Origin of the sequence: Lacticaseibacillus baoqingensis (genome assembly GCF_003946165.1) — a bacterium.
Taxonomy (GTDB): Bacteria; Bacillota; Bacilli; order Lactobacillales; family Lactobacillaceae; genus Lacticaseibacillus; species Lacticaseibacillus baoqingensis.
Genome location: NZ_RHOI01000012.1, coordinates 41,919 through 63,062, shown reverse-complemented (window position 1 = coordinate 63,062; position 21,144 = coordinate 41,919). Strand labels below are relative to the sequence as shown.

Annotated in this window: 16 protein-coding genes and 5 pseudogenes; 5 read left to right on the top strand and 16 right to left on the bottom strand. The window is 48.0% G+C overall.

Annotated features, from left to right (window positions below):
- Positions 1-56: 56 nt before the first annotated feature.
- On the bottom strand, positions 57-1,565 hold the full coding sequence (locus tag EKM91_RS06895; protein WP_125751773.1) for a mucin-binding protein: 1,509 nt from the start codon (positions 1,563-1,565) through the stop codon (positions 57-59).
- A gap of 293 nt (positions 1,566-1,858) precedes the next feature.
- Here EKM91_RS06895 and EKM91_RS06890 point away from each other — a divergent pair.
- A pseudogene (locus tag EKM91_RS06890) lies at positions 1,859-2,148 on the top strand (transposase); the annotation flags it as partial.
- A 21-nt stretch (positions 2,149-2,169) separates the two neighbouring features.
- Positions 2,170-2,496 (top strand): annotated as a pseudogene (locus EKM91_RS06885) (MFS transporter); the annotation flags it as partial.
- Between the two features lie 74 nt (positions 2,497-2,570).
- Here EKM91_RS06885 and EKM91_RS06880 read toward each other — a convergent pair.
- Together EKM91_RS06880 and EKM91_RS06875 are read right to left on the bottom strand one after the other, a co-directional pair.
- Complete coding sequence (locus EKM91_RS06880; protein WP_016370814.1) at positions 2,571-4,838, bottom strand: heavy metal translocating P-type ATPase; 2,268 nt, start codon at positions 4,836-4,838, stop codon at positions 2,571-2,573.
- A 250-nt stretch (positions 4,839-5,088) separates the two neighbouring features.
- Positions 5,089-5,520, bottom strand: coding sequence for a CopY/TcrY family copper transport repressor (locus EKM91_RS06875; protein ID WP_002816262.1), 432 nt, complete (start codon positions 5,518-5,520; stop codon positions 5,089-5,091).
- 280 nt (positions 5,521-5,800) lie between these two features.
- Here EKM91_RS06875 and EKM91_RS06870 point away from each other — a divergent pair.
- The 3 genes and pseudogenes from EKM91_RS06870 to EKM91_RS06860 all read left to right on the top strand — a co-directional run bounded on the left by EKM91_RS06870 (position 5,801) and on the right by EKM91_RS06860 (position 8,083).
- A protein-coding gene (locus tag EKM91_RS06870) for an IS5 family transposase (RefSeq protein ID WP_125751770.1) occupies positions 5,801-6,588 on the top strand; the annotation gives its coding sequence in 2 pieces (ribosomal slippage) (positions 5,801-6,068 and positions 6,068-6,588; 789 coding nt in all).
- Positions 6,589-6,598: 10 nt separating this feature from the next.
- Positions 6,599-6,913: pseudogene (locus EKM91_RS06865) on the top strand (IS30 family transposase); the annotation flags it as partial.
- A 121-nt stretch (positions 6,914-7,034) separates the two neighbouring features.
- Positions 7,035-8,083: pseudogene (locus tag EKM91_RS06860) on the top strand (IS30 family transposase).
- A gap of 262 nt (positions 8,084-8,345) precedes the next feature.
- Here the strand turns inward: EKM91_RS06860 and EKM91_RS06855 are convergent.
- The 13 genes and pseudogenes from EKM91_RS06855 to EKM91_RS06795 form a co-directional block, all read right to left on the bottom strand.
- The gene (locus EKM91_RS06855; RefSeq protein WP_125751767.1) at positions 8,346-9,269 is read right to left on the bottom strand and encodes a conjugal transfer protein; all 924 of its coding nucleotides are present in this window, start codon (positions 9,267-9,269) and stop codon (positions 8,346-8,348) included.
- Positions 9,266-9,799, bottom strand: a complete 534-nt coding sequence (locus EKM91_RS06850; protein ID WP_125751764.1) for a hypothetical protein — start codon at positions 9,797-9,799, stop codon at positions 9,266-9,268. The genes EKM91_RS06855 and EKM91_RS06850 overlap by 4 nt, the downstream gene beginning before the upstream one ends.
- 9 nt (positions 9,800-9,808) lie before the next feature.
- The gene (locus EKM91_RS06845) at positions 9,809-10,804 is read right to left on the bottom strand and encodes a bifunctional lytic transglycosylase/C40 family peptidase (protein WP_125751761.1); all 996 of its coding nucleotides are present in this window, start codon (positions 10,802-10,804) and stop codon (positions 9,809-9,811) included.
- Positions 10,801-12,903, bottom strand: coding sequence for a CD3337/EF1877 family mobilome membrane protein (locus EKM91_RS06840; RefSeq protein WP_125751758.1), 2,103 nt, complete (start codon positions 12,901-12,903; stop codon positions 10,801-10,803). Before EKM91_RS06840 ends, EKM91_RS06845 begins: the two co-directional genes overlap by 4 nt.
- On the bottom strand, positions 12,890-15,355 hold the full coding sequence (gene tcpF, locus EKM91_RS06835; RefSeq protein ID WP_125751755.1) for a conjugal transfer ATPase TcpF: 2,466 nt from the start codon (positions 15,353-15,355) through the stop codon (positions 12,890-12,892). Before tcpF ends, EKM91_RS06840 begins: the two co-directional genes overlap by 14 nt.
- Positions 15,339-15,731, bottom strand: a complete 393-nt coding sequence (locus tag EKM91_RS06830) for a conjugal transfer protein (RefSeq protein WP_125751752.1) — start codon at positions 15,729-15,731, stop codon at positions 15,339-15,341. The genes tcpF and EKM91_RS06830 overlap by 17 nt, the downstream gene beginning before the upstream one ends.
- 61 nt (positions 15,732-15,792) lie before the next feature.
- Complete coding sequence (locus tag EKM91_RS06825) at positions 15,793-16,290, bottom strand: antirestriction protein ArdA (protein ID WP_125751749.1); 498 nt, start codon at positions 16,288-16,290, stop codon at positions 15,793-15,795.
- Between the two features lie 3 nt (positions 16,291-16,293).
- Positions 16,294-16,515: a hypothetical protein gene (locus EKM91_RS06820; protein WP_003606383.1), complete on the bottom strand. Its 222-nt coding sequence runs from the start codon at positions 16,513-16,515 to the stop codon at positions 16,294-16,296.
- Positions 16,516-16,613: 98 nt separating this feature from the next.
- Positions 16,614-17,349 (bottom strand): annotated as a pseudogene (locus tag EKM91_RS14225) (DNA-methyltransferase).
- Positions 17,350-17,479: 130 nt separating this feature from the next.
- Complete coding sequence (locus tag EKM91_RS06810; RefSeq protein WP_225419467.1) at positions 17,480-17,815, bottom strand: hypothetical protein; 336 nt, start codon at positions 17,813-17,815, stop codon at positions 17,480-17,482.
- Positions 17,796-18,986 carry an XRE family transcriptional regulator gene (locus tag EKM91_RS06805; protein WP_125751743.1) on the bottom strand — a complete coding sequence of 397 codons (1,191 nt, stop codon included), beginning with the start codon at positions 18,984-18,986 and terminating at the stop codon, positions 17,796-17,798. Before EKM91_RS06805 ends, EKM91_RS06810 begins: the two co-directional genes overlap by 20 nt.
- A 238-nt stretch (positions 18,987-19,224) precedes the next feature.
- Entirely contained in the window at positions 19,225-20,355 is a 1,131-nt protein-coding gene (locus EKM91_RS06800; protein WP_056989814.1) for an ImmA/IrrE family metallo-endopeptidase, read from the bottom strand.
- A gap of 35 nt (positions 20,356-20,390) precedes the next feature.
- Positions 20,391-21,071 (bottom strand): DUF5986 family protein, encoded by a 681-nt coding sequence (locus tag EKM91_RS06795; protein WP_125751740.1) that lies wholly within the window; start codon positions 21,069-21,071, stop codon positions 20,391-20,393.
- Positions 21,072-21,144 lie beyond the last annotated feature (73 nt).

Sequence of the window (21,144 nt, the reverse complement as noted above, 5' to 3'; positions counted from 1 at the left end):
AGTAGAAAAGATGTACTCAGCCATTTTAGTTGAGTGTCGCTTTCTAGTTATTCAGCTTATTGATGCTTACGCTTTAACCCGGCTAAGCCTAACATACCCAGCATCGTTGCTAAACCTAATGCCACAGCACCAGTTTCACTTTGGTTACCTGTCTGAGGCAATCGATTAGCCTGCTGTTTATTACTAGTTAGGCTATTCTTAGTCAAATTAGCGGTCTCTTGGCTAGTAGTATTAGTTTTTGTATGCTGGTTTCCCTTAGTTCCCTGACTATCATCAGGAGTAGCAACTTGATCCTTGATGTAAGTAACGGTCTGTTCGATGTCCGTACTATTACCATCAACGGTTTCAGCATCAATCTGGGCATAGTCTGGAGTGTAGCCAGCAATCGTTGGGCTAGTAACAGCATCAAAACTACCCGTCGACCAAGCACCCCAGGTAATTTCGCCTGTAACTGCATCCTTAGAACCCGCCCGGGTTAAGGTAATCGTTTGTACCTTATCTGGTTGGGCTTGACTACCATCACTGTACTTATAATGGATGGTTCTCGTAATGGTCTTTTGACCATTCTCAGTTGATTGTGGATGGCTGAGGACAATCGTAAAGGACTGTAACTGATTATCTTGCCACTGATTAGGATCGGAGCTGCTATAGTAATCGTTGTTAGTACTATCGTAATGGAAGCCATTTTGAAAATCAGACGAAGTAACTTCAAATCCTAAAGATTTCAATTTAGCTAATAAACCATCAACCTTAAATTGACTTTGGATCCCACTGTATCCCCACAAAACAACTTTTCCTAAGGAGCTATTAGTGGTTTGATCCAAAAAGTTAATCTCTACTCGTTGCCGATCAGGATGAAGCGTTATATAAGTATTTACAGCCGCTCCTGGTGCCATACTACTCCAATGACTTTCACCCGGATAGGCACCAATTAAATGGCCATCTTTATCTAAGGCAATCCCTTCGCCACCTAAAATGTCGGCTTCAAAATCCGGAACTTGATAACCCTTGGAACGATCATTGGCATCCACTGGTGTCAAAGCATGGTAACCAGCCGTATGTTGTTTGTTTTGGTGATAGTAATAAACACCGGAAGACCAACCATTAGCCCCCTTAATGAAGTCATAAACCCGATCGCCTGGCTTATGAACATTATCAAATATATGATCATTCACATAGACTGATGGGTTCCCCTGAGCATCATTCGCAGGATAGATACTTACGGCATCATAGTTAACATACGTTATCGGCTTATAGTCTGGCAATGGATTAGCAGGCTTCTCATTTTCTACCACAGTAGTCTGATTATTAATCAGTTGTTTAGCCTGATCAATATTGCTTTTGCTTGTACTTTTATTTTGAGTATCAGCAGTCGTCGTAGCGATAACTGGGTTCTCTTGATTAGCATCAGTAACCGTGTCCGCCTGGACATTAGCTTCACCCATCAAGAAAATAGTTCCCAACAGGACAGAAGCTACCCCAATACTCAGCTTCCGTAAAGCAAATTTAGGGTTTTGGTGTGTACATTGACGATCAGTTAGCAAATGATTATTTTTTGAAAACATCGTTTCCTTCCCCTTCCAAAAATTAATTTCCTTTTCATTATAGCACTAATGTAAACTGGGGGTCTTTGTTAAACTGGTTCATGGGGAAAGCCTCCGTATTCTGATTGGTTTTTTAGCGATTTCAATCATACGGGGAAGGCTTTCCCTTTTTCAATACCCTCAAGGTATCAATTTACACAAAATATTTTACACTCCCTCAAGATTCCTGACTATCATGCGGGCACCTGTCTTAGAACCTGTCTAGTATCTGCTGAATCTGGTAGAATTGTGGAAAACCGACTGAGGAGTTTGTCATGCCAGATTATCCAAGCAATATTTCTCGAGCGCAATTTGCGTTAATACAACCTGATTTAGAAAACTTCCGCAAGCATACAAGACCGCGTCGTTATGATCTTTATGACGTATTCAATGCCATCCTTTACTCGCTTACTACAGGGTGTCAATGGCGTGAATTACCACACGATTTCCCAGAATGGCACACTGTCTACCGCTATTACGATATGTGGCGAGATAAACCAGACCCGACAGCTGATTCGCTATTAGAAAGGCTTTTAAAAAAACTGTTGCTTCCTATCGCTTTGCATAGGGCCGATCGGCCCGAACATGGTTCGCAGCTTTAAACATCATTGAAGGAATTGCGACCCCATTTTTTACAACGCTTTTAATGGCAATGATTCAACAAAGTTATCCAGCAGAAGAGTTAGGGCGGATTCTAGGCGTTTTGAATTCTTTGTTGAATCTAGCTGGACCAATTGGCTTAATTTTTGCCGGTCCCCTAGCTGATGTGATTGGCATTGAACGCCTATTTGTGATTGCAGGAATCGGTGCTGCCATTTGCGGGGTGGTCGCGGTGTTAATGCCAATTACCAGGCAATATGACATTAGGCTGCATCAAAAATTGGCGAAATTAACTGAGCAACCAGATAAGTAATTAACATGATGATCATAAAGAGGAGAAAGACCAGACTACCAGCTGATCTTTCTCCTCTTTTTGTCATCACTTAATTACACGTTTTTAATCTTTTCACCAGTCAATCCCATCGCATTAATTGCCACGATAATTGTCGACATCGCCATGACCGCAGCACCAACGGCTGGGTCTAGAATGATTCCAATAAATGACAACACACCGGCAGCGAGTGGAATTGCGACAATATTGTAGCCTGCTCCCCACCAGAGATTTTGAACCATTTTCCGATTTGTGATTTTAGCCAAATCAAGAAAATGTAAAATATCGCTGGGTTCTGATTTAACCAACACAACATCAGCGGAATCAATGGCAACATCGGTTCCGGCGCCAATTGCAATTCCAATATCGGCCGCGGCAAGACTTGGTGCGTCATTTACGCCGTCACCAACCATGATGACGTGATTGCCCTTTGCTTGATAATCAGCAATAATCTTTTGCTTATCATCTGGTAATAGGCCTGCATGGAATTCCGTCAATCCTAGTAAGTTAGCAACGTGTTCCGCGGCTTTTGGATTATCGCCAGTGAGCATTACGGGGGTAATTCCTCGCCTCTGAAGACCACTAATTAATTCCTTAGCACCCGCTTTGATGGTGTCGCCTTCAGCAACCATTCCTTGAACTTGGGTGCCCTGCAATAGGAAGCTGACGGAATTACCCTTAGCAGCCCATTTATCAGCAGCGGCCTCGTCAAACCTGATCCCTTGCTTCGTTAAATAGTTACCATTAACAATCGTATAGTCAGTGCCATCAACATTACCGGAAATACCAACGCCCGGAATATTTTGAGACTTTTCAGCCGCAACGACTTCAATGTCCTTCGCTTGGGCTTCAGTAATGATTGCTTGTGCCAGCGGATGAGTCGAATTATTTTCAAGGGCGGCCAGTCGGCTTAATAACGTTGTTTCGTCAATCCCATCATTTGGAATCAATGCATTCACCGTAAATTTACCTTCTGTTAACGTGCCAGTTTTATCCAAGAGAACGTGGCTAACATGTTGACTTGCTTCAATGGCTTGGCGATTTCGAACTAATAGCCCATTTTGAGCGCCAATCGTAGTAGAACGAGAAACCACTAATGGAATCGCTAATCCTAATGCATGCGGGCAAGCAATCACGAAGACGGTCACCATGATCGTCATTGCAGTCGCCAATCCCTGGGGTAACCAGGCAAAGAAAGCAATAATCCCAACACCAAGTGCCGCGTAAAATAGATACTTGGCAACTAAATCAGCTTTATCTTCTGCTTTAGATTTAGCTTGCTGGGCATTTTGAACCATTTTCATTACTTGAGAAAGATAGCCGGAGTCACCAGTACCACTAATTTTAACCGTTAGCGTCCCGTTATTGTTGGTTGCACCACCAATGACCTTATCGCCAACGTTCTTGGTAACGGCAGCAGATTCACCGGTTACCAGTGCTTCATTCACGGTCGACTCCCCAGCCGTAATAACACCATCGGCTGGAATACTCTCACCTGAACGCACTTGGAAAGCTTGACCAACTTTTAAATCAGATACTGGCACTTCTTTTGTTTCACCATTATCTGTAACTAGATGGGCCGTCTTAGGCAACAGGGCCGCCATCTTTTGTAAGGCTTCCCCAGCCCCCATCAATGCATTCATTTCAATCCAGTGTCCTAGAAGCATAATTAAAATCAGGGTTGCAAGTTCGAACGAAAAATCCATTACATGATTTGCCGGGTTCAAGAAGTTGTTGGCAATAAATGCGTACAAACTGTAGAAATACGAAACGGAAATTCCAAGGGTTACTAGCGTCATCATTTCAGGAGATTTATCCTGAATTTCCGCTTTAGCCCCCTTTAAAAATGGCATTCCGCCATAAAAGTAAAGTGCTGTATCAAACAAAACGATGATAATGCCAACAATTAGCGGTGAACTGAAACTAAGGATGGAAACGTTTAAACCCATGATTGGTGCTAACAGTAAAACTGGAATCGCTAAGACAACGGAGACCCAAAATTTAACTTTCAAATTTCCCATATGCATCATTGAGCCACCGTGCATCATCATGTCGGTCCCAGCCATATCCATATCACCGTGATTCATCCCACTCATATTCATAGTTTCGTGATTCATGTTCATTTGGCTGTGATCCATGTTCATTTGACCATGATCCATTTCGGCCATATCGTGGTCCATGTTCATTTGATTATGATCCGTTTCGGTCATATCGTGATCCATTTTCATGTCATCATGATCCATATGACTCATATTTGATTCATTATTTTCCATATTCTTAGCACTCATGTTTTTCATGTTCATATGGTCCTCTTTATTTGCCATGATTATCGACCCCCTAAAAATAAGTGTGCGTAGCAAAGCGGTTAGAAGCCGGAATATAAGTTCCTTGTGTGGAAATCCCCGGGCTCGGGATTTTTCCACCAGGTTCTTATATTTAGGCTTCTGCTTTGCGGAGCACCATGCCACTATATGAATGAGAATTACGACAAAAATTCATAAGTTTCCGCCATCAGAAATCCCAGATTCTGGATTTTTGTGCAGCAATCCTAAAAGTAAACAGAACACCACAGTCTTAACACGTTTGATCACCCGGCAAGCAGTTACACTGAACTTCCTCGGGCGCTGTTTTGGCCTTTTCAGCTAGAATCGCCTGTAAGTTCGCAATATCCGCCCGTGAGAGTTCCCTTGACTGAATAACGCCGGCAATTGTTGAACCAGCCCGCATCGCACACATATGGTCAAACAAATCATCTGCCGCTGCCGCCATTGATTCCTTCTCGCCAACAACCGGCTTATACGTGAATGGTCGACTGCCGCCATGCTGCGCAACCGCCTGTTTTTGAATCAACCTGTGAAGTAGCGTTTTGGTTGTTGAAGCTGACCAGCCTTCTAATTCGTTCATAGCATCGATTAGTTCACGACTAGTCGCATGTCCCATTGTCCAAATTGCTCTCATAACCATCCATTCAGAATCGGTGATGGTTACATTCTTTGCATCCTTCAATTGGCCTCCTCCATTAATTGAATTCTAAGTTTACGTTTGTAGTCTCTTAACGCTTATTAGTTTACAACTGTAGTCACAATAATGCAACCTTTCTGCCAGAAAATACCATGACACTAAAAAAACGCCTAGATAATATTCCAGGCGTGGTTTGATACGATATGTTAAATTAATGATCTGGGAATTTTTGGTTTTCTTGTTAGTATGGTGAAATGCCTCTTAGAACCTGTCTAGTATCTGCTGAATCTGGTAGAATTGTGGAAAACCGACTGAGGAGTTTGTCATGCCAGATTATCCAAGCAATATTTCTCGAGCGCAATTTGCGTTAATACAACCTGATTTAGAAAACTTCCGCAAGCATACAAGACCGCGTCGTTATGATCTTTATGACGTATTCAATGCCATCCTTTACTCGCTTACTACAGGGTGTCAATGGCGTGAATTACCGCACGATTTCCCGGAATGGCACACTGTCTACCGCTATTACGATATGTGGCGAGATAAACCAGACCCGACAGCTGATTCGCTATTAGAAAGGCTTTTAAAAAAACTGTTGCTTCCTATCGCTTTGCACAGGGCCGATCGGCCCGAACGTCGTTTGTGATTGTTGATGCTCAAAGTGTTAAAACCACTGATTTAACGAAAAATAGTGGCTACGATGGCGGCAAAAAGATTTCAGGGATTAAGCGTCATATGGCGGTTGATATTAATGGTTTACCACAAGCCATTCTCGTGACACGAGCTAATGTATCAGATCGTTCAGGTGCATTGGCTATGTTTAGTTTGGCTAGCCAAAATTTAGAGCTGGTTCAGCATGTCATGGTTGATGGTGGCTACACTGGCAATGACTTTGCGGATCAGGTGAAGCTCATTTTGAATGCTAAGACGACGGTAGCTAAACGCAACGAGTTGCATACGTTCACGGTGTTACCGCAACGATGGATCATTGAACGTTCATGGAGTTGGCTAGACAAATGTCGGCGACTTTGGAAAAACTGTGAACGTGCCCTTAACAGCAGTCTTCAAATGGTTGTATTGGCCTTCCTGAAGATAGCTCTTAAAAGATACTAGACAGGTTCTTAAAGCTTTGCAGGACACGATTGACGACTACGGTGTCAAGGAGTTTGAGAGTATCACGTTTGACAAAGGTTCCGAGTTTGCCAAGTTATCAGAGATTGTTGGAACCCAGATCTATTTTGCTCATCCACACTCGCCTTGGGAGCGCGGCACTAACGAGAACACCAACGGACTACTCAGGGAGTACTTCCCGAAGGGAAAGTCTCTTAGGGACGTTACGCTGGTCGAAATTCAGGCAGTCCAGTCCGCTCTGAATAATCGTCCCAGACGTATTCTGTACTATCTTAGACCATGCAATTACTACCGACGCATGGTCTAACAACTTGACCACTATCAAGGATTCATTATCATCCGTTGCACTTGGCTTGAAAATTGAGGAGACCAAAAAGGCCATGATGACCTATTCTTATAAGCAACCAAGCACATAAGAAAGGCACATCATGACCAACATCAAGCGTACCATCTCTAAGGCTTACCAACAACTATCAAATTTTGATCGCGTTCGCATTGAAACTCTGCTCAATCAGGGATTCTCCCAAGCACGGATTGCCCGCGAACTCAACCGCTCTCGTAGTACTATTTCGCGTGAGATCACTCGTGGCTCCGTTCTACAGCGAATTCCCGGGCATAAGTTAGCGTTGATTTACTTTGCTGATACGGCAGCTTATCTGCACGCTCAGCGGCGGGAGCGGTGTCGCCCCAAGACGATACTTGAGAAGAACCCCGAGTTCTACGCCGCCTGTGCCGCTGCCATCAAGCAACGTCCACGCGTACACAGTGTGGACAGCTTCGTGCACACCTTCAAACGGGAACACGCAGACGAGGTTGTTCCTTCAACACCAACGGTTTACCGGGATATTGAGGCCGGTAGATTCGAACTACGGACCCACGACTTACCGCGCAAACCCAGCTTGCGAATTAAACGAAGCCATTCCCATACCCGCACCAATAAGACGAAGCTTGGTACCTCGATTGATGAAAGACCCATTGAAGTTCAAGACCGTCGGCAAGGGGGCCATTGGGAAGGAGATTTAGTGAAAGGTAAGCGCGTTGATAGCGAACCTGCGTTGCTGGTTTTGACAGAGCGGACGAGTCGCTTCGAAATCATCATCAAGCTCGCTAACTACAAAGCAAGTACCTGTAAGGTGGGACTTCAGTCCATCATTGATGATTACGGTGCGGAATACTTCACCACCATCACCTTTGATAACGGCAGTGAGTTCGCACAACTAGATTCAGTAGAAGGAACATTCAGTAGAAGGAACATTCAGTAGAAGGAACTGATGTCTACTTTGCTCATCCGTACTCACCATGGGAGCGCGGAACAAATGAGAACCAGAACGGCCTTCTACGAGAGTTTATTCCGAAAGGTCGCTCACTCCACCATTACGACATCATTGATATTCAGAGCTTCCAGGACGCACTCAACAGCCGGCCTCGTCGTATCTTGGGCTACCGGAGTGCGGCGGAACTGATGCCGGAACTCTAAGCTGTGTACCACTTATAGGATTGGACTAGAAACTGTTGCACTTAGATTGACAATACGGGAATCTTTTTTCTTAGTGTTCCACTTCAATTGTAAATTCAAGTACTAAAAAGGGTCTAGCATCTCCAGTGTTGATTACTACCAACACCAAAAATTCTAGACCCCGTAAAGTCCGCGCCCGTGACACTGCTACGCAAGCAGAATAACGACAAGACCCGGCACGACCCATGCGCATGCTTGCGTGGAGGCCGTGTCGGGTCTTTTGTCAGATACCGTCAGTGATAAACCAATTGTAGCTTTGCTTGGATAGGGTCAGGGTGTATTGCGAGACTTGGCTCATATCATTGTCAGTGTCGAGATACTTCACTGATAAGGTGACGGTCAGGCTGTTCTTAGTCTTCTTAAAGACCGGATCTAGAAGTTCCACGAACTTAAGGTTGCGTTCGATTGGTCGCGTGCCGTCCTTGACGTAATACTTGAGTTCGTTGCGATCGCTTTGCGGGTACAAGGTGAAGAACGTCTTAAGAAACTTGGTTACGTCGTCTGCGGTGGCACTGTCTACCGAGTTATCAGATTGCGTATCTGGCAGCTTGATCCGTGCCGTCGCGGGTTCCGCAGCGAGGGTGGGATTCTTGGTGATGACCATATCACCGTTGTTATTTTTCATGATGTTGATGGTGTAAGAGCTGGCCACAGACTTCTTATCTTTACCCTTAGTGAGGTCTTGCTTCACCGTGAACAGCACGCGGAAGGTGTCTTTGGTCGTCTTGCTCACGTCCCAAACCTTGACCTCACTGACCGCGGCAGTTGTGGGAATGTCGCTCCGCACGGTGTCGGCGTTCAGCGATTGCAGTTGCTCCACAAGATACGGCTGCAAAGCTTTCTGCCGCTGATCTAGTGCTTCGTGGCTGGGTTGCCACGAATAGTAGAGCTTGGCAAAGTCGGTGGTGAAGGTCGCCAAGGCGTGCGTGTCAATCACCTTAGTCTTGATCACTTGAACTTCATGCACCGTGTGGGTGTCGATGGCGGTCATGTTCTTGTAGACACCGAAACTGGTGCTGCTGATTAACACTGCCCAGCAAAGCAGTGTGACCGGGCGGCGCAGACCATGGTGCTTAATTTTAGGCGGTTTTGGGGCGGCTGGCTTCTTCTTGAACCAGCCTTTCTTTTGGGCTTTATCTTTACTCAAGGTTCATTCACCTTGTCCTTTCTAATTTCATAGCAGCGGTAAAAGTCATCGTAAATATCGAGAAAGCGCACGAATAGGCGTTGAAGCGAGATCCGCTTGTAGCCCTCATAGTCAGTTTCGATATACTGACCGAGTTCACGGTCGTTGTTGAAGTATTCTTCGGCCAAGTAGCGTTCGCGGTCGAGGATATACTTACGGTCTTCTGGTGCAAACACCTTGCCTTTGAGCCATCGATCAACGGCCACTTCATGCGCGACGGCAAGGCGATACTCACGCCGGTGCCCGTATTCCATTTCCGGCATTCGGTCAACGAAGCGGTCAAGGACGTGGCACAGGTCGTCGGTATTGGGCAAGCGTTGTTTGAAGAATTTGATGCGTTCCCACTCGCCTGACGCAAAGTCGAGTTCCTTGTTGCGTAGTGCGCGATTATCACCAAATTTTAGATCGACATGTGCCTTTTGCAGCGCGTCGTCGTAGGTGTTGGTGATGAGATCCATCCAGTCAAAGTAGCTGATACCGTTTTGATTCATTATCGTCACCTACTTCTTCACGCGCCCAGCGCCGATCAGATGAGCGTGCCAGTAACTTGAGTTCAAATCGGCATAGCCCAGCGGGTCGCCGGCGTTGTACATTTTCATGCCGCCGACGTAGATGCCAACGTGGGTCACGTAATCTGCGGTGTCATAGGTTGAGTGGAAGAACACTAAGTCGCCGGGTTTTGCGTCTTTGATGTTCAGGTGTGCCGTGGTGTCGTATTGTGCTTGTGCGGTGCGGGGGAGTTTGATCCCAGCTTTGCCGTAGCACCAACTCGTCAGCCCGGAACAGTCAAAGCCCGTTGTTGGCGTTGAGCCACCGAAGACATAGCGAGTGCCTTGATATTTGAGTGCTTCATCCATAATGGCTTGCACCGTTTTGTCGTCGAATTTCGCACCACCAGTGACAAGGTATTGCGAGATGACCGACACGTAGTACATGTTCCCATAGGCATAGCGCCAACCGTCCTTGGCAACCGCGTTGGTGTAGGTGACTTTCTTGCCACCAGACTTTTCTTTAGCAAAAGATGTTGCCAGCTCAAGCGTGTACTTTTTGCCGTGCCTAGCAACGTAGTCAATAAAGCCGCCACCGTAGTTGTAGCTTTGAATCGCAGTGTTGAGATCCACGCCCGCAGCTTTCATGCTTTTCAGCAGCGACGCGAAATATTTCACGCCTTGCTTGATGGACGCTTCGGTATCTAGCGTATTGACCGGTAGTCCCAGCGATTCACTAGCTTGCATCACGTCGCCACCTTTGCCGCCAGATTCGACCTGCATGATGGCGAGTATCACCATTACCTGGTCTGAAATGCCGAACTCTTTACAATACTTTTCGACCGTCAGCTTATGCTTGTAGACTTCAGCGGATAAGTTCATCGCGTCGGCTGTGATCGCAGAGGCCGGCTGATCTTCGTCATCATCAGAGGCGATGACTGCAAAGAACAGACCGCCAATCAACAGTATCGGGAGTGCGGCAAGAGCTAACCAGCGCCAGAGTTTCATCGCTTCTTATGCCCCTTAGCCTTTTTGATCCGCTGTGGCTTTGGGTTGCGTGACTTAGCTGGTTTTTCGGAAACGAGGGTCAGTGGTTTCTTGGTTTTATCCGTTGGCGGAGTGGGTTCTAGGTGTGGTGTGATTGTGGGTTCTGCTTGCGGCTTCGTGACTGGACGTGGAGGCCGAGTTGAAGTTGGCTTCGTGGCAGTACGCTTAGGTTGCCCACTGGTATCAGTTTGTTCGGGCTTTGGCTTGGTAGGTGTGGCAGTTGTCGGCTTACGAGTTGGCTCAACCGGTGGCTTGGTAGCCGTTGGTTTTGGCTTTTCAGGATCAGCTTTCGGCTTGATTGCGAGCTTGCGTTCTTGCATTTGCTTACGCCGTTGCTCAAGCTGCTTGTCACGTTCTTGCTGATTGGCCTCACGCCGCCCCTTGAAGCTGTCCTTCGCAGTTTCGGCGGCCTCCTTAGTCAGTTGCTTACCACGATGTAGACCATATAAAACGTTGGTTGGTGCGTCCTTCACCTGGTCAAGGCCACGTTTAGTCTTGTTCTTGAGCTTGTTGCCGACATCAGATACATCGGCAAGTTTCTCACCCAGACGTTGGCTGCGTGGCTTCTTGGGTTGTTGCGGTTTGGTAGCGTCCGCAGTTTGTTCGCGTTGCGTACCAGCGGGGAGCTGTGGTGTTTGCGGCATTCCGCGACCTTTACCATATCCCCGTGACAGGAAACGTCCTGCCATCGCGCCACCCATGGCACTACCGACGAACTGCCGAAGCATTCGGTTACCATGACGCGAGAAGCGTTGTGCGCCTTGCTGGGCGTCAGAGCTGTGGAGCTGCATCATGCCCATCAAGTCGCCGAGCTTCATCCAAATACCGGCGAAGATAGTGACTTGCAGGAAGGCCACGAGGAAGAACGGTGAGGTGGCCGATAATCCGTAGACCATTGCCGATAGCGAGAACGCCATCGTGATCACCAGCGTCACGCCAACTCGTGTCATGATGGTGTTAAAAAGCTTCATAATGTTCTGCTTCATCAATCCGTTAAAGGACGGCAGCATAGCGAGTAAGAACGACACCGGTAAGAACGTCGCGTAGATGATAAAGAGTATCTGGCTGAACAGCATCATTGCCGTCAGGAAGAAGACAAACAAGGTGATCGCAATGTTGAACAGGACAACAAAGGTCGTGGTACCAAGGCGATTGATCGTCATAGTTGGCGAGAGATTCTCGTTATCGTTGTCTTCAATTTCAGCCTTGACCACGTCGGTACGGGTTTTGCCTTTGTCGCCAAACGGGTCGGTTTTCATTAACGTGTTTACGCGATCCTTGCCAACGGTATCAGCGTCGCTGTCGCCAAACTGCAAAAGTGTCCACGGCTGCTTCACCTGAATTTCAAACAGAGTGTCACGGATCGCGTCGACGCCTGATTTATCGGTGGCTGTATCAGTGCCCATAATCATCTTGGAGCCAGTGTTGAGCGCGCTGGCGCTGATGTCTGAACTGAACTCATTGATTTTGCTGACGTAATCTGGTGCGTAGGCGATAAAGCTGGCTGACGTGATGAAGATCACCACGAAGTTGACGATCGCCGAAATGGCTTTCGAGGTTTCGCGCTTGATGATGCCGGTGTAGGCCACGTAGATACCGACCACCAGCGTAATCATCAGGAGCATTCCGGGATAAAAGCCGTCGGTGGTGAAGCCCTCTTTTGACACGCCGGCCAAGAGCTGCATGTTCTTCCCAATCGCGTCAGACGTATCTTTGATGAAGTCTAGCGAGTAGGCTTGCTGAATTAGGTAGCCCGCAGCGTTTGAGAGGTAGACCGAGAGTGTCCACAAGAAGTTGGTGATCGCATACAGGCCATAGCTCACGGACTTACCAATGCCGTCGCCCCAGTTCCACGGGAGCCAGTCCCAACTCGTATCTACAAAGTAGTCGAGCTGGTAGTGCGATAACGGATACTTGGAATACTCGTTAGAGCCACCAGACTGATCGTCTACCAGCCCCGCAGCGTGTACCGGTTGACCGCCAGCGATAATCAGTACCAACATGAATGCCGCGATAATACCGAGGAACAGCAGTAGCCGCCGACGGTTAGCTCTCGTCATCAGCGATCACCTCCACGAGTTTCGGTGGCCGAGTATCAAAGGCGTGGTGCAGGTGTTCAAAGATATAGTCGAAGTGCAGTACGCCGACGTGCCCCCAGATGTCTTGGAACAAACACTCCCCGTTGTCTAGTGAACGGAGCCGGTTCTGATTACCTTCGTCTTCGGCATCAAGGCCAAAGAAGTTCAGCGTGTTCTTGATTTCCGTGATGTCGGTACTACGGAAGGCGAATTTCTGGGCAATGTTGTTCTTCATCTTTTCGTCGAGCAAGTCGTCCGCATTTTGAGTGACGAGGTAGACACCGGCGTTCATTGAGCGACCTTCACGAATCAGCTTCATCGACAGAGCTTTGCCTTGCGCAACGTTGAGGAACGCCCATGCTTCGTCCAAGTCTACAATCTTGAACTGGGCGCGGTCTTGGTGAATGAAGTCGATCGCGAATGTGCTAATTATCATGAGCATGGCGACGGATAACATTTCCGCAGTGATGTACTCCTCCTGCGTCTTGTCGGCGTCCGGCAGCACCAAGTCTGCAATCTGCACGATGTTGATCTTGCGGTCAAGCGCGATTGTCCGCCGCGCCGTCCCGTCAGAGAACAGCAACGCCGCAAAGTCGTAGTCCGTGAAGGATTCGATATGATCGGCAATGTTGCGTGCGATTGGCGTGTCTTCGCAGCGGAGTTCATCAATGACTTTCAACAGTCCCGGTTCGGGCGCTTGTGTCACTGCGCGAATCGCTTTGCGCAGCGTTGGGAAGCGGTCAGCGTCACGGCTTGAGATCCCCGTGAGGAAGGTTAGGGTGTCAACGGCCAACGATTCCGAATCTTTCAAGTTTGACAAGATGATATAGGGATCAAGTAGCCCACGGTTTTGTTCCTCACTGGTCAAGTTGACGATATTGATCTCGTTTTCCATAAAGTCGAGGTTCTCTGCCCAGCCGGTACGTTCCGACTTCGGGTCAAGAATCAGCGCCTGTGCCCCGTAGAGCACCGCATAGTAGACAAGCAAGTTATTGGAGAAGGATTTCCCACCACCCAGAGAGCCGAGGAAAGCAGCAGATAAAGCGTTGGTGACAGTGCCCTTGATACCTTGCGCAGCAATATCTGGTTGCAAGTAGACGTTGTGTCCGGTGTCCACGTTGTAGCCGATGTAGATACCTTCTTTTTCACCCAAGGACTGGGTCGCACCGAAACCAAGACTGGCGATGAAGTCGCTGGTCACATATTGGATATAGTCGTTGATGTAACGCTTGGAAGCGGGGATAAACTCACTGTGTAGTCCCAGCATATCGCCAAACGGTCGCACGAGCTTGATGTTGAGGCTGTCGTAGAAGTCGAGTAGCTGATCAGCGCGGCGTTTCATTTCGTCTTCGGATCGCCCGGCCACGCGAATGACGTAGCTGATCTTGTACATGGCGTTCTTAGTCTGATCAAGGTTGCTTTCAAGCTCATCGACTGAATCTAACGCGTCGCTGACGCCACGTGTAGTTTCGTTGCCGGACTGATAAGCGTGTTCGTCGAGGTCTTTCAATTCTTTCTTCTTGTTGCGTACCTTGGTCAGCGCCTTCTTGTTCGTCACGATCTCAACGTTCAAGCTGGTGTCGATTGGAAAATCGAACTGGCTTTGTTGGAAATAAAAGATTTCACTGCCAGGAAACTCCAATTCACCAACAATGTCGGAAAGCGTCAGGTACGTCACGTAACTGCTATCCAGCCCGTGGGTGATCTTGATCGAGCGTTGGTGCTGCTCAATCAGTGAGCGGGTTGGCTTGATCAGGTCATAGCGCTTGATAATCGTGTCGCGCTTGGACTTCTTGCGGGGCAAGTGATAGTCATAGTCATCGTAGACTTGCCCCGCCATGCCGTATAAGTGCTCCAACAAGTAGCCGAAGTCGTTCTTGTCGAGCGGACGGACTTTGAACCGGCGGCCAATTTTTTCGGCAAGAAACTTAGCGGACTTGGCGTAGCGTTCCACCTCTGCGTTGTTCATGGTGAAGAAGTCACCAGCAAACGTTGTGTTGAACTCGGCGAAGAAGTCCCGAATGCCCAAGGACATATCCTTGAAGATAGACTTGGCGGTAACCTCTGCGTCGTTCAGCAACAGCTTAAAGCCGATGAAGAAGCGGTAGTCCACTTGGTTGTCCCCGACGTTTTCAGTCAATGCTTCGGCTTGGCCGTCGATATGCTGGAAGGCGATGTCTTTCAGCGACCCCTTGACCAACTTCTTCGAGCGGTCGAGAGTGTCTCGGACACTAGCTTCGGTGGCGAGCTGCAATAAATGGAGCTTGCCGTCGCGATTCTGCGAGATTAACTGCCGGAAGTTCTCGTGGACTTGTTGTTTCTGTTCAGGGCTTAGAAACGAGTAGTTGTACGGGATTAATTCAAAATAGGCAAAGCACTCGCCGTCAGTGTTCCAGACGAGATTGTCTTCGATATACTTAATTGGAAATTTCATTGTGGTACCTCCAAACGTAGGTCACAGCAGCGGTTTGTTTCTCTTTCTGCGACTTCACGGGTTTACCAGCATAGATGAGCTTCGGGGTAATGGCGTAGTTGATCACCGACCGCAAGAATCCCATTGGCTTCTTGTTGTCGAAGGTCTTCTGGCTCATGAACCACGTTAGCCCAGCCGGAATGCCGACGTACTTGAGAAACGCGCCGTCAATGAATGATAGTGGCGGCAAGTCGCCCAGCAACATGACCGCAAACAGACTGACGATGAACCACGTCATTTGCGTAAATGTGATTGGAAACGGCAACTGCAAGTCGTTGATGGCGTACAGTACCTTTTCCACCGACCAAATACTGGTGTAGGATCTGACTTTCTTCATGTGATCTCCTTTCGTTGTGAGATAAAAGGACTGACGCCTTTTGCAGCGCCAGCCCAGAGAGTTAGTCTATTAATTGGTAGATGCCATAAGGTGTTTCAACGAAACCACCTTCAATTTCGAGGTCACGGCCGACCTTGGCATAGTCGATATAGTTTTCGACTTGTGGCGGAATGTCGCCGAACCAGCCTTCGTCAGCCAGTTCTTCGGCTAACTCCGTCATATTCGCAACGTGATAACAAGCGATGTCATCCTTGTGTGCAGCGAGCTCGATTACGTTATCGTACCATTCGCCAATAAGCTCTTTGATAGCGGGGTAAATCTCGGTGCCTTTCAACGCGTCAACGGCTGCGGCAGCTTCGTTGATCTCGCCAAGCGTTGAATACTCACTAAAGACGATGGGGCCTTCGTAGTCTTGAACCATGTATTCTTCGTACTGGTCGTTCAGTCCTAACTTTTCAGTGAGTTCTTCATTATTGATTGGTGGCGTGAACCATGCGCCGACGATCTCGCCCTCGTTGTACTTGCCAAGATTGGCAATAAAGACTTTGATGTCGTCCATCGGCTAAGCCCCCATGACGCGGTTGAACAGGTTCAGCAGCACGTCTTTGACCCCGGCAGTATTGAACACCAGCCCCACGGCGATGATCGCAATGACCAGAAAACCAATGAGCTTAGAGAACTCCCTCTTGAAGCCCAGGTAAACACCGATAATGGCAATCGCCATCAGTACCAAGCTCTGGGCGTTGGAGGTGAACCAGTTAAATAAGTTTTGTCCGAAATTCATAATAATCATCCTTTGATTTTTAGTTTTGTGACCGAAGCTCCTTTCAAGATTGCTGCTGTTTTGGCGCGGTCAGCAGCGACCGGATCAGGGGTAACGAATCAGAAAAGCTCGGTTTGAGTTGCGTGGTGGTGCTTGATGCGATCAAGGGCACGCCGCCAGTATTCTTCGCTAATTTCATAGCCGATGAAGTGGCGGTCAGTGTCCATTGCGGCAATCGCGGTGGTGCCAGACCCCATACAGTTATCCAGCACGATTTCGCCGGGCTGGGTGTAAGTCTTGATGAGGTAGGCAAAGAGATCGACAGGCTTTTGCGTCGGGTGCCAGCCGGTGCGATCAGACTTGTAGTTGAGCACGTCAGACGGGTAGTTCGTCCACTCTTGCGTGTAACTATCGGGAGCGTTCCACGGGTGCAGTTGATTGGAGTTTTCATACTTACGCGAGTTGACGGTTTTGTTATAGGGGAGCAGCCCTTTGGGGGAAGTAGTGCATTCCTTTGGTGTCAGGGGAGTTGCCAAAGTTGGCTGTGCCTGATTTTGAGAAGATGAGAATCTCTTCGAAACGAGATAGCGGACGGTTTTTAGCATTGACGAAGTTGGTGACAGTATTCTTGATCCAGACCCACTTGTAGCGATACAAGGCCGGGTTTGATTGCACTAGGTCCGCAGAGAACCGTTCAGTTGCGGTGAGCACAATCGCGCCTTGGGGTTTGATGAGCCGTTCGTATTGACCCCAGAGGTGGGCAAACGGAATCACCTTGTCCCAAGCGTTGGCTGTGGTGCCATACGGCAAGTCGCACAGGATCATGTCGATGGAGGCTGTCGGTAAGTCCGCCATACCTTCCAGACAATCGCGATTGTAGATGACGTCTAGTTCGATTGCGTTGATACTCCTTTAGTTGAATTTGTGACCATCACTCCCTTTTGAATTGCGATTGTTTTGGCACGGGCAATCGCGACCAAGTTAGTTAATCGAAAAACAGGTCTTCCACTGGTGCAGCGAAGACCGGCCAGCCTGAAGCTTCGGCTGTTTGATAAAGCAGTCGGCGCAGTTCGCCGTAGTTCAAGGCGCGCCCATCGCGGCCTATCAGAGCTGCCGGGTGTTCTTGTTGCTGGTGCCGCCAAGCGATGTAGTCTTGGGCCGTGAAGCCAAAACTATTCATGTCGCAGATGCGGCGGTACTGCTTGTGTTCGACGACACCGACTAGCTCGGCCTTGTAGACGTAGACGTTCAGTACGCAGTCTTTGAATGCCTTGCCGCGCAGCGGGTGAGAAGCAAGCACGTCATTGACCAAACATGTCACCTCCTAATTCCTCGCTACCGACAGTCTGTTGCTCAATCAGCTTGAGGTGCTTGTCGGTCAGCTCGGCGTCCTTGATCATGAGCTGTAAGTCAGTAGTGCCGAAGTAGTTGTCAATTTCCTTTATGACCTTGAGCGTGGGCATGACCTGCTTTTGCAGCCACGCCTTGGTTTTGTTTAGGTCAAAGGGCTGAGGATCAGTCGTCAGGCGGATCGGCTGGCGTCCTTTGCCAAGGAAGTATGCCCAGCGGTCGTTGAGCGGCCACTTGAGGCGGCTTTTGTCCGGGACTTCATCCACGAAGCGCATGTAGCGGGTGATGATACCGAACGCGACCGTTTCGGCGTCACGAGTAATCAGCATGTTCTCAATCGCCTTGATGGCCCGCTCGTTTTTCAAACGAATCTCAAATCGGTTGATGATTGGCGTGTCAGCAATGGCGATTCCGCGCTTAGCGGCTTGTTCGGCGGCCTTTTCGTAGATACAGAAGTACACGTCGCTTTTCATCGTGCCGATGTACAGTGTATTGCCCCGGCCGGCCTCGTCGAGATCCACGAGTTTGCCTGATTGCAATCCTTGAAATGACCGCATGACCGAGATGCACTCGTTGTTCAGACACTTATCAACCAGTTCTGGAATGCTTAACAGGCCAACCATGTCGTTGATTGCAATATCGACCCGTTTGAAAATACCGCCAGCTTCATCGACCCGAAGGAAGTAGTCGTACCAGTTCTCACCGTGGCTAAGCAGAATGCCTTCAAACTCTCGGCAGCCTTGGCCTTTCATTTCAACTAACGTGCCGAGATTGGAGCCAACTGGTGCCACCATGACCTGAATGTTGGAGAAGATATACATGGCCGAATAGCCGTAGAAGCCGTGTTCCTCAAATATCAGGTGCTCCGGGGTCAGGCCGAGAATCTTGGTGATCACAGCCTTGGCGTCATGGGTCGGGAACCGCACGCGCATGTAGTCAAACATTAGCGTCAGTTCTGGTTCGTCGTTCCAGTTCTTGAGCAGCCGGTCGATTTCCATTTGCAGCGACGCACTAGGGTTAGTCTTGCCGTTTTCTACTTGGACGTAATGCATCCGTGTAACACCTAAGCGCCGAGCGACTTGAGCTTGCGTCAGTCGTAATTGTTTTCGATGTAGCTTAACTTGTTCATGCCAAGAAATCACAATTTAGCCTCCTTTGATTTTTGGACAAAAAAATGATGGATGCGGGGTGCAATCCATCATTTTGTAACTATTCAATTTAAGCCTGTCATATCAGGCTTTCTACCTTGTGTTCAGGCACAGACGTTGTATTTAATACCCCCCTGTTAGAGTACTGGGGGTAAGCGGTCGGCTGGCGCCGACCGCTGCCACTCACGCTTGCGGCTTTCGCGCTGCCCGCCGCGCGTGGCGGCAGGCCCTTTTAGGCCAGTGGTTTTAGTTGCACAATATCGGCCTTGAATCGGCTGATCGGAACTCCGATGACCTGTGCAAGTATTTCCGTTGGGAAAGCCACCCCGTACTCACTGTTGAGTATTCCCGGCAATTCTCGTGCTTGTAAAACGTTTGCGCTTTCCAATAAGTCGAGAGACTGATGTAAGAGTTGCGGCTTTGAGGGCTCTACGATACCATCAAGTTTCTCTTTCTTTCGCCAGCCGCGGGCACTGATGCGTTTTTGAAGGCGAAGATACTGATCGGCATTGATTAAGCGGAGCGAGCGAGCACGGTGCACCATTGCACCGGCAGCTACGTACCATTTCATCTTAAGGCGAATATATTCATCAAGATCCATTAGATTGCCACTAATAGATTTCTCAAATGCTTGTGCGGGTAACAAAAATTCTGAAGCAAATTCGTCAGCTTCTTTTTCCATTTGACGATATTCTTGAGTATCAAGAGTTTGTGGCTCCACACTATCTGAATGAAGGATAAAATGTCCCAATTCATGTGCAAGGCTAAATTGCTGACGAAAGAAGGTTGTGCTGTTAGCATCTACAAGTACGACGTAATAGCGGTGTTGGTTGACATCGACATAGCCGCTATGGGCGTCAATTTTTTCAGAACCAGAATTCACGAGTGCTACCAAAATACCATGACTTTCTAGAAGTCGAAGTACATTTTTGATTGGATCATCTCCAAGCTCCCAAGACTGACGAAGCTGGATAGCAGCAGCCTTGGGGGACTTTGATGTGATGTCCTCCTGAAATAGCGAAGGAAACTCGACATATTCACTGAACATGTTCCGTACAAGGCCGGTTGCTTTTTTGTACGTTTCACTTGGCATTTTTTCAGACTGGGTGGAAGTCAAGCGGCTTCTAAAGTAGGTTCCTTCATCTTTATATTCAAATTTGTTGGTACCAGTAAAAAAATCAACTGGGAATTGAAGCTCCCTGACGATTTTCTGAAAAACTTCAAGACCCGGCTGAGCAGTTCCTCTTTCATATCGAGAGACCATCTGTTTTGAAACACCGGCTTTTTCGGAAAGGCTTGTAATGGTTAGCCTACGATAGCGCCGAGCTTCCCGAAGACGGTCACCATTCAGTTCAAAGCCCATTTTGCAACATCCTCACTAATAGTTAATTGTAGGCATTATGCCTTTTTGATTTTAAGCTTGACCAACGGGGTCGACTCGCTAGGACGTTTAACAGGATCAGTTCCCAGCGAATCTTCTTCAGTTGTTTCTTCTTGATCAACAAGCATGTCGCTGATGTCCATGCTTTCAATCGTCGAGCCGTTTTGGTCAAGCAGATAAACAGCGCCACCAGTCGGTAATGATTCAGCATAATCGAATGCTACGACATATACGCGATCGATTTCACCAGCGAATTCACCTAAGATATTGTCACAGTCTTTTTCTCGTGCTGCTTCTTCATCTTCGTCAAGTTGGAAAAGTGATTGTTGCTCACTTTTCGCTTCGGGATTTAGGCGAAGTAGGCTGAATAAGTAGTGGTGGCAATACCCGTTGGCTTTAAATCTTTTTTGCAGTGCCTTTAAGTTGTCATGCGTCATCAATAGGAAGACTTCGCGTTGTTGTACATCGACAACTGCTTCAAACTGCCAAAAGCCGCCACGTTGAACGTGACGAATTTTTATATTATCATCTTCTGGAAACTTGTCAGTAATCTGTTGACCACGACGAGCCCAAACAGCTTGGGATAAACCAGTATGATTTACGGAAGCAATCGAGGCATCAAAGTCAGGGCGTACATCGCGAGCGGTCGTAGACATGACATCGACTGCTGCGTGGAGGATAGTTGGGTTTGGTTTCATTGCAAACCGACCTTTCGTATTTGATATTAGAATCATATCACGTCGGTTGACGAAATTCAACAAAATCCGACTT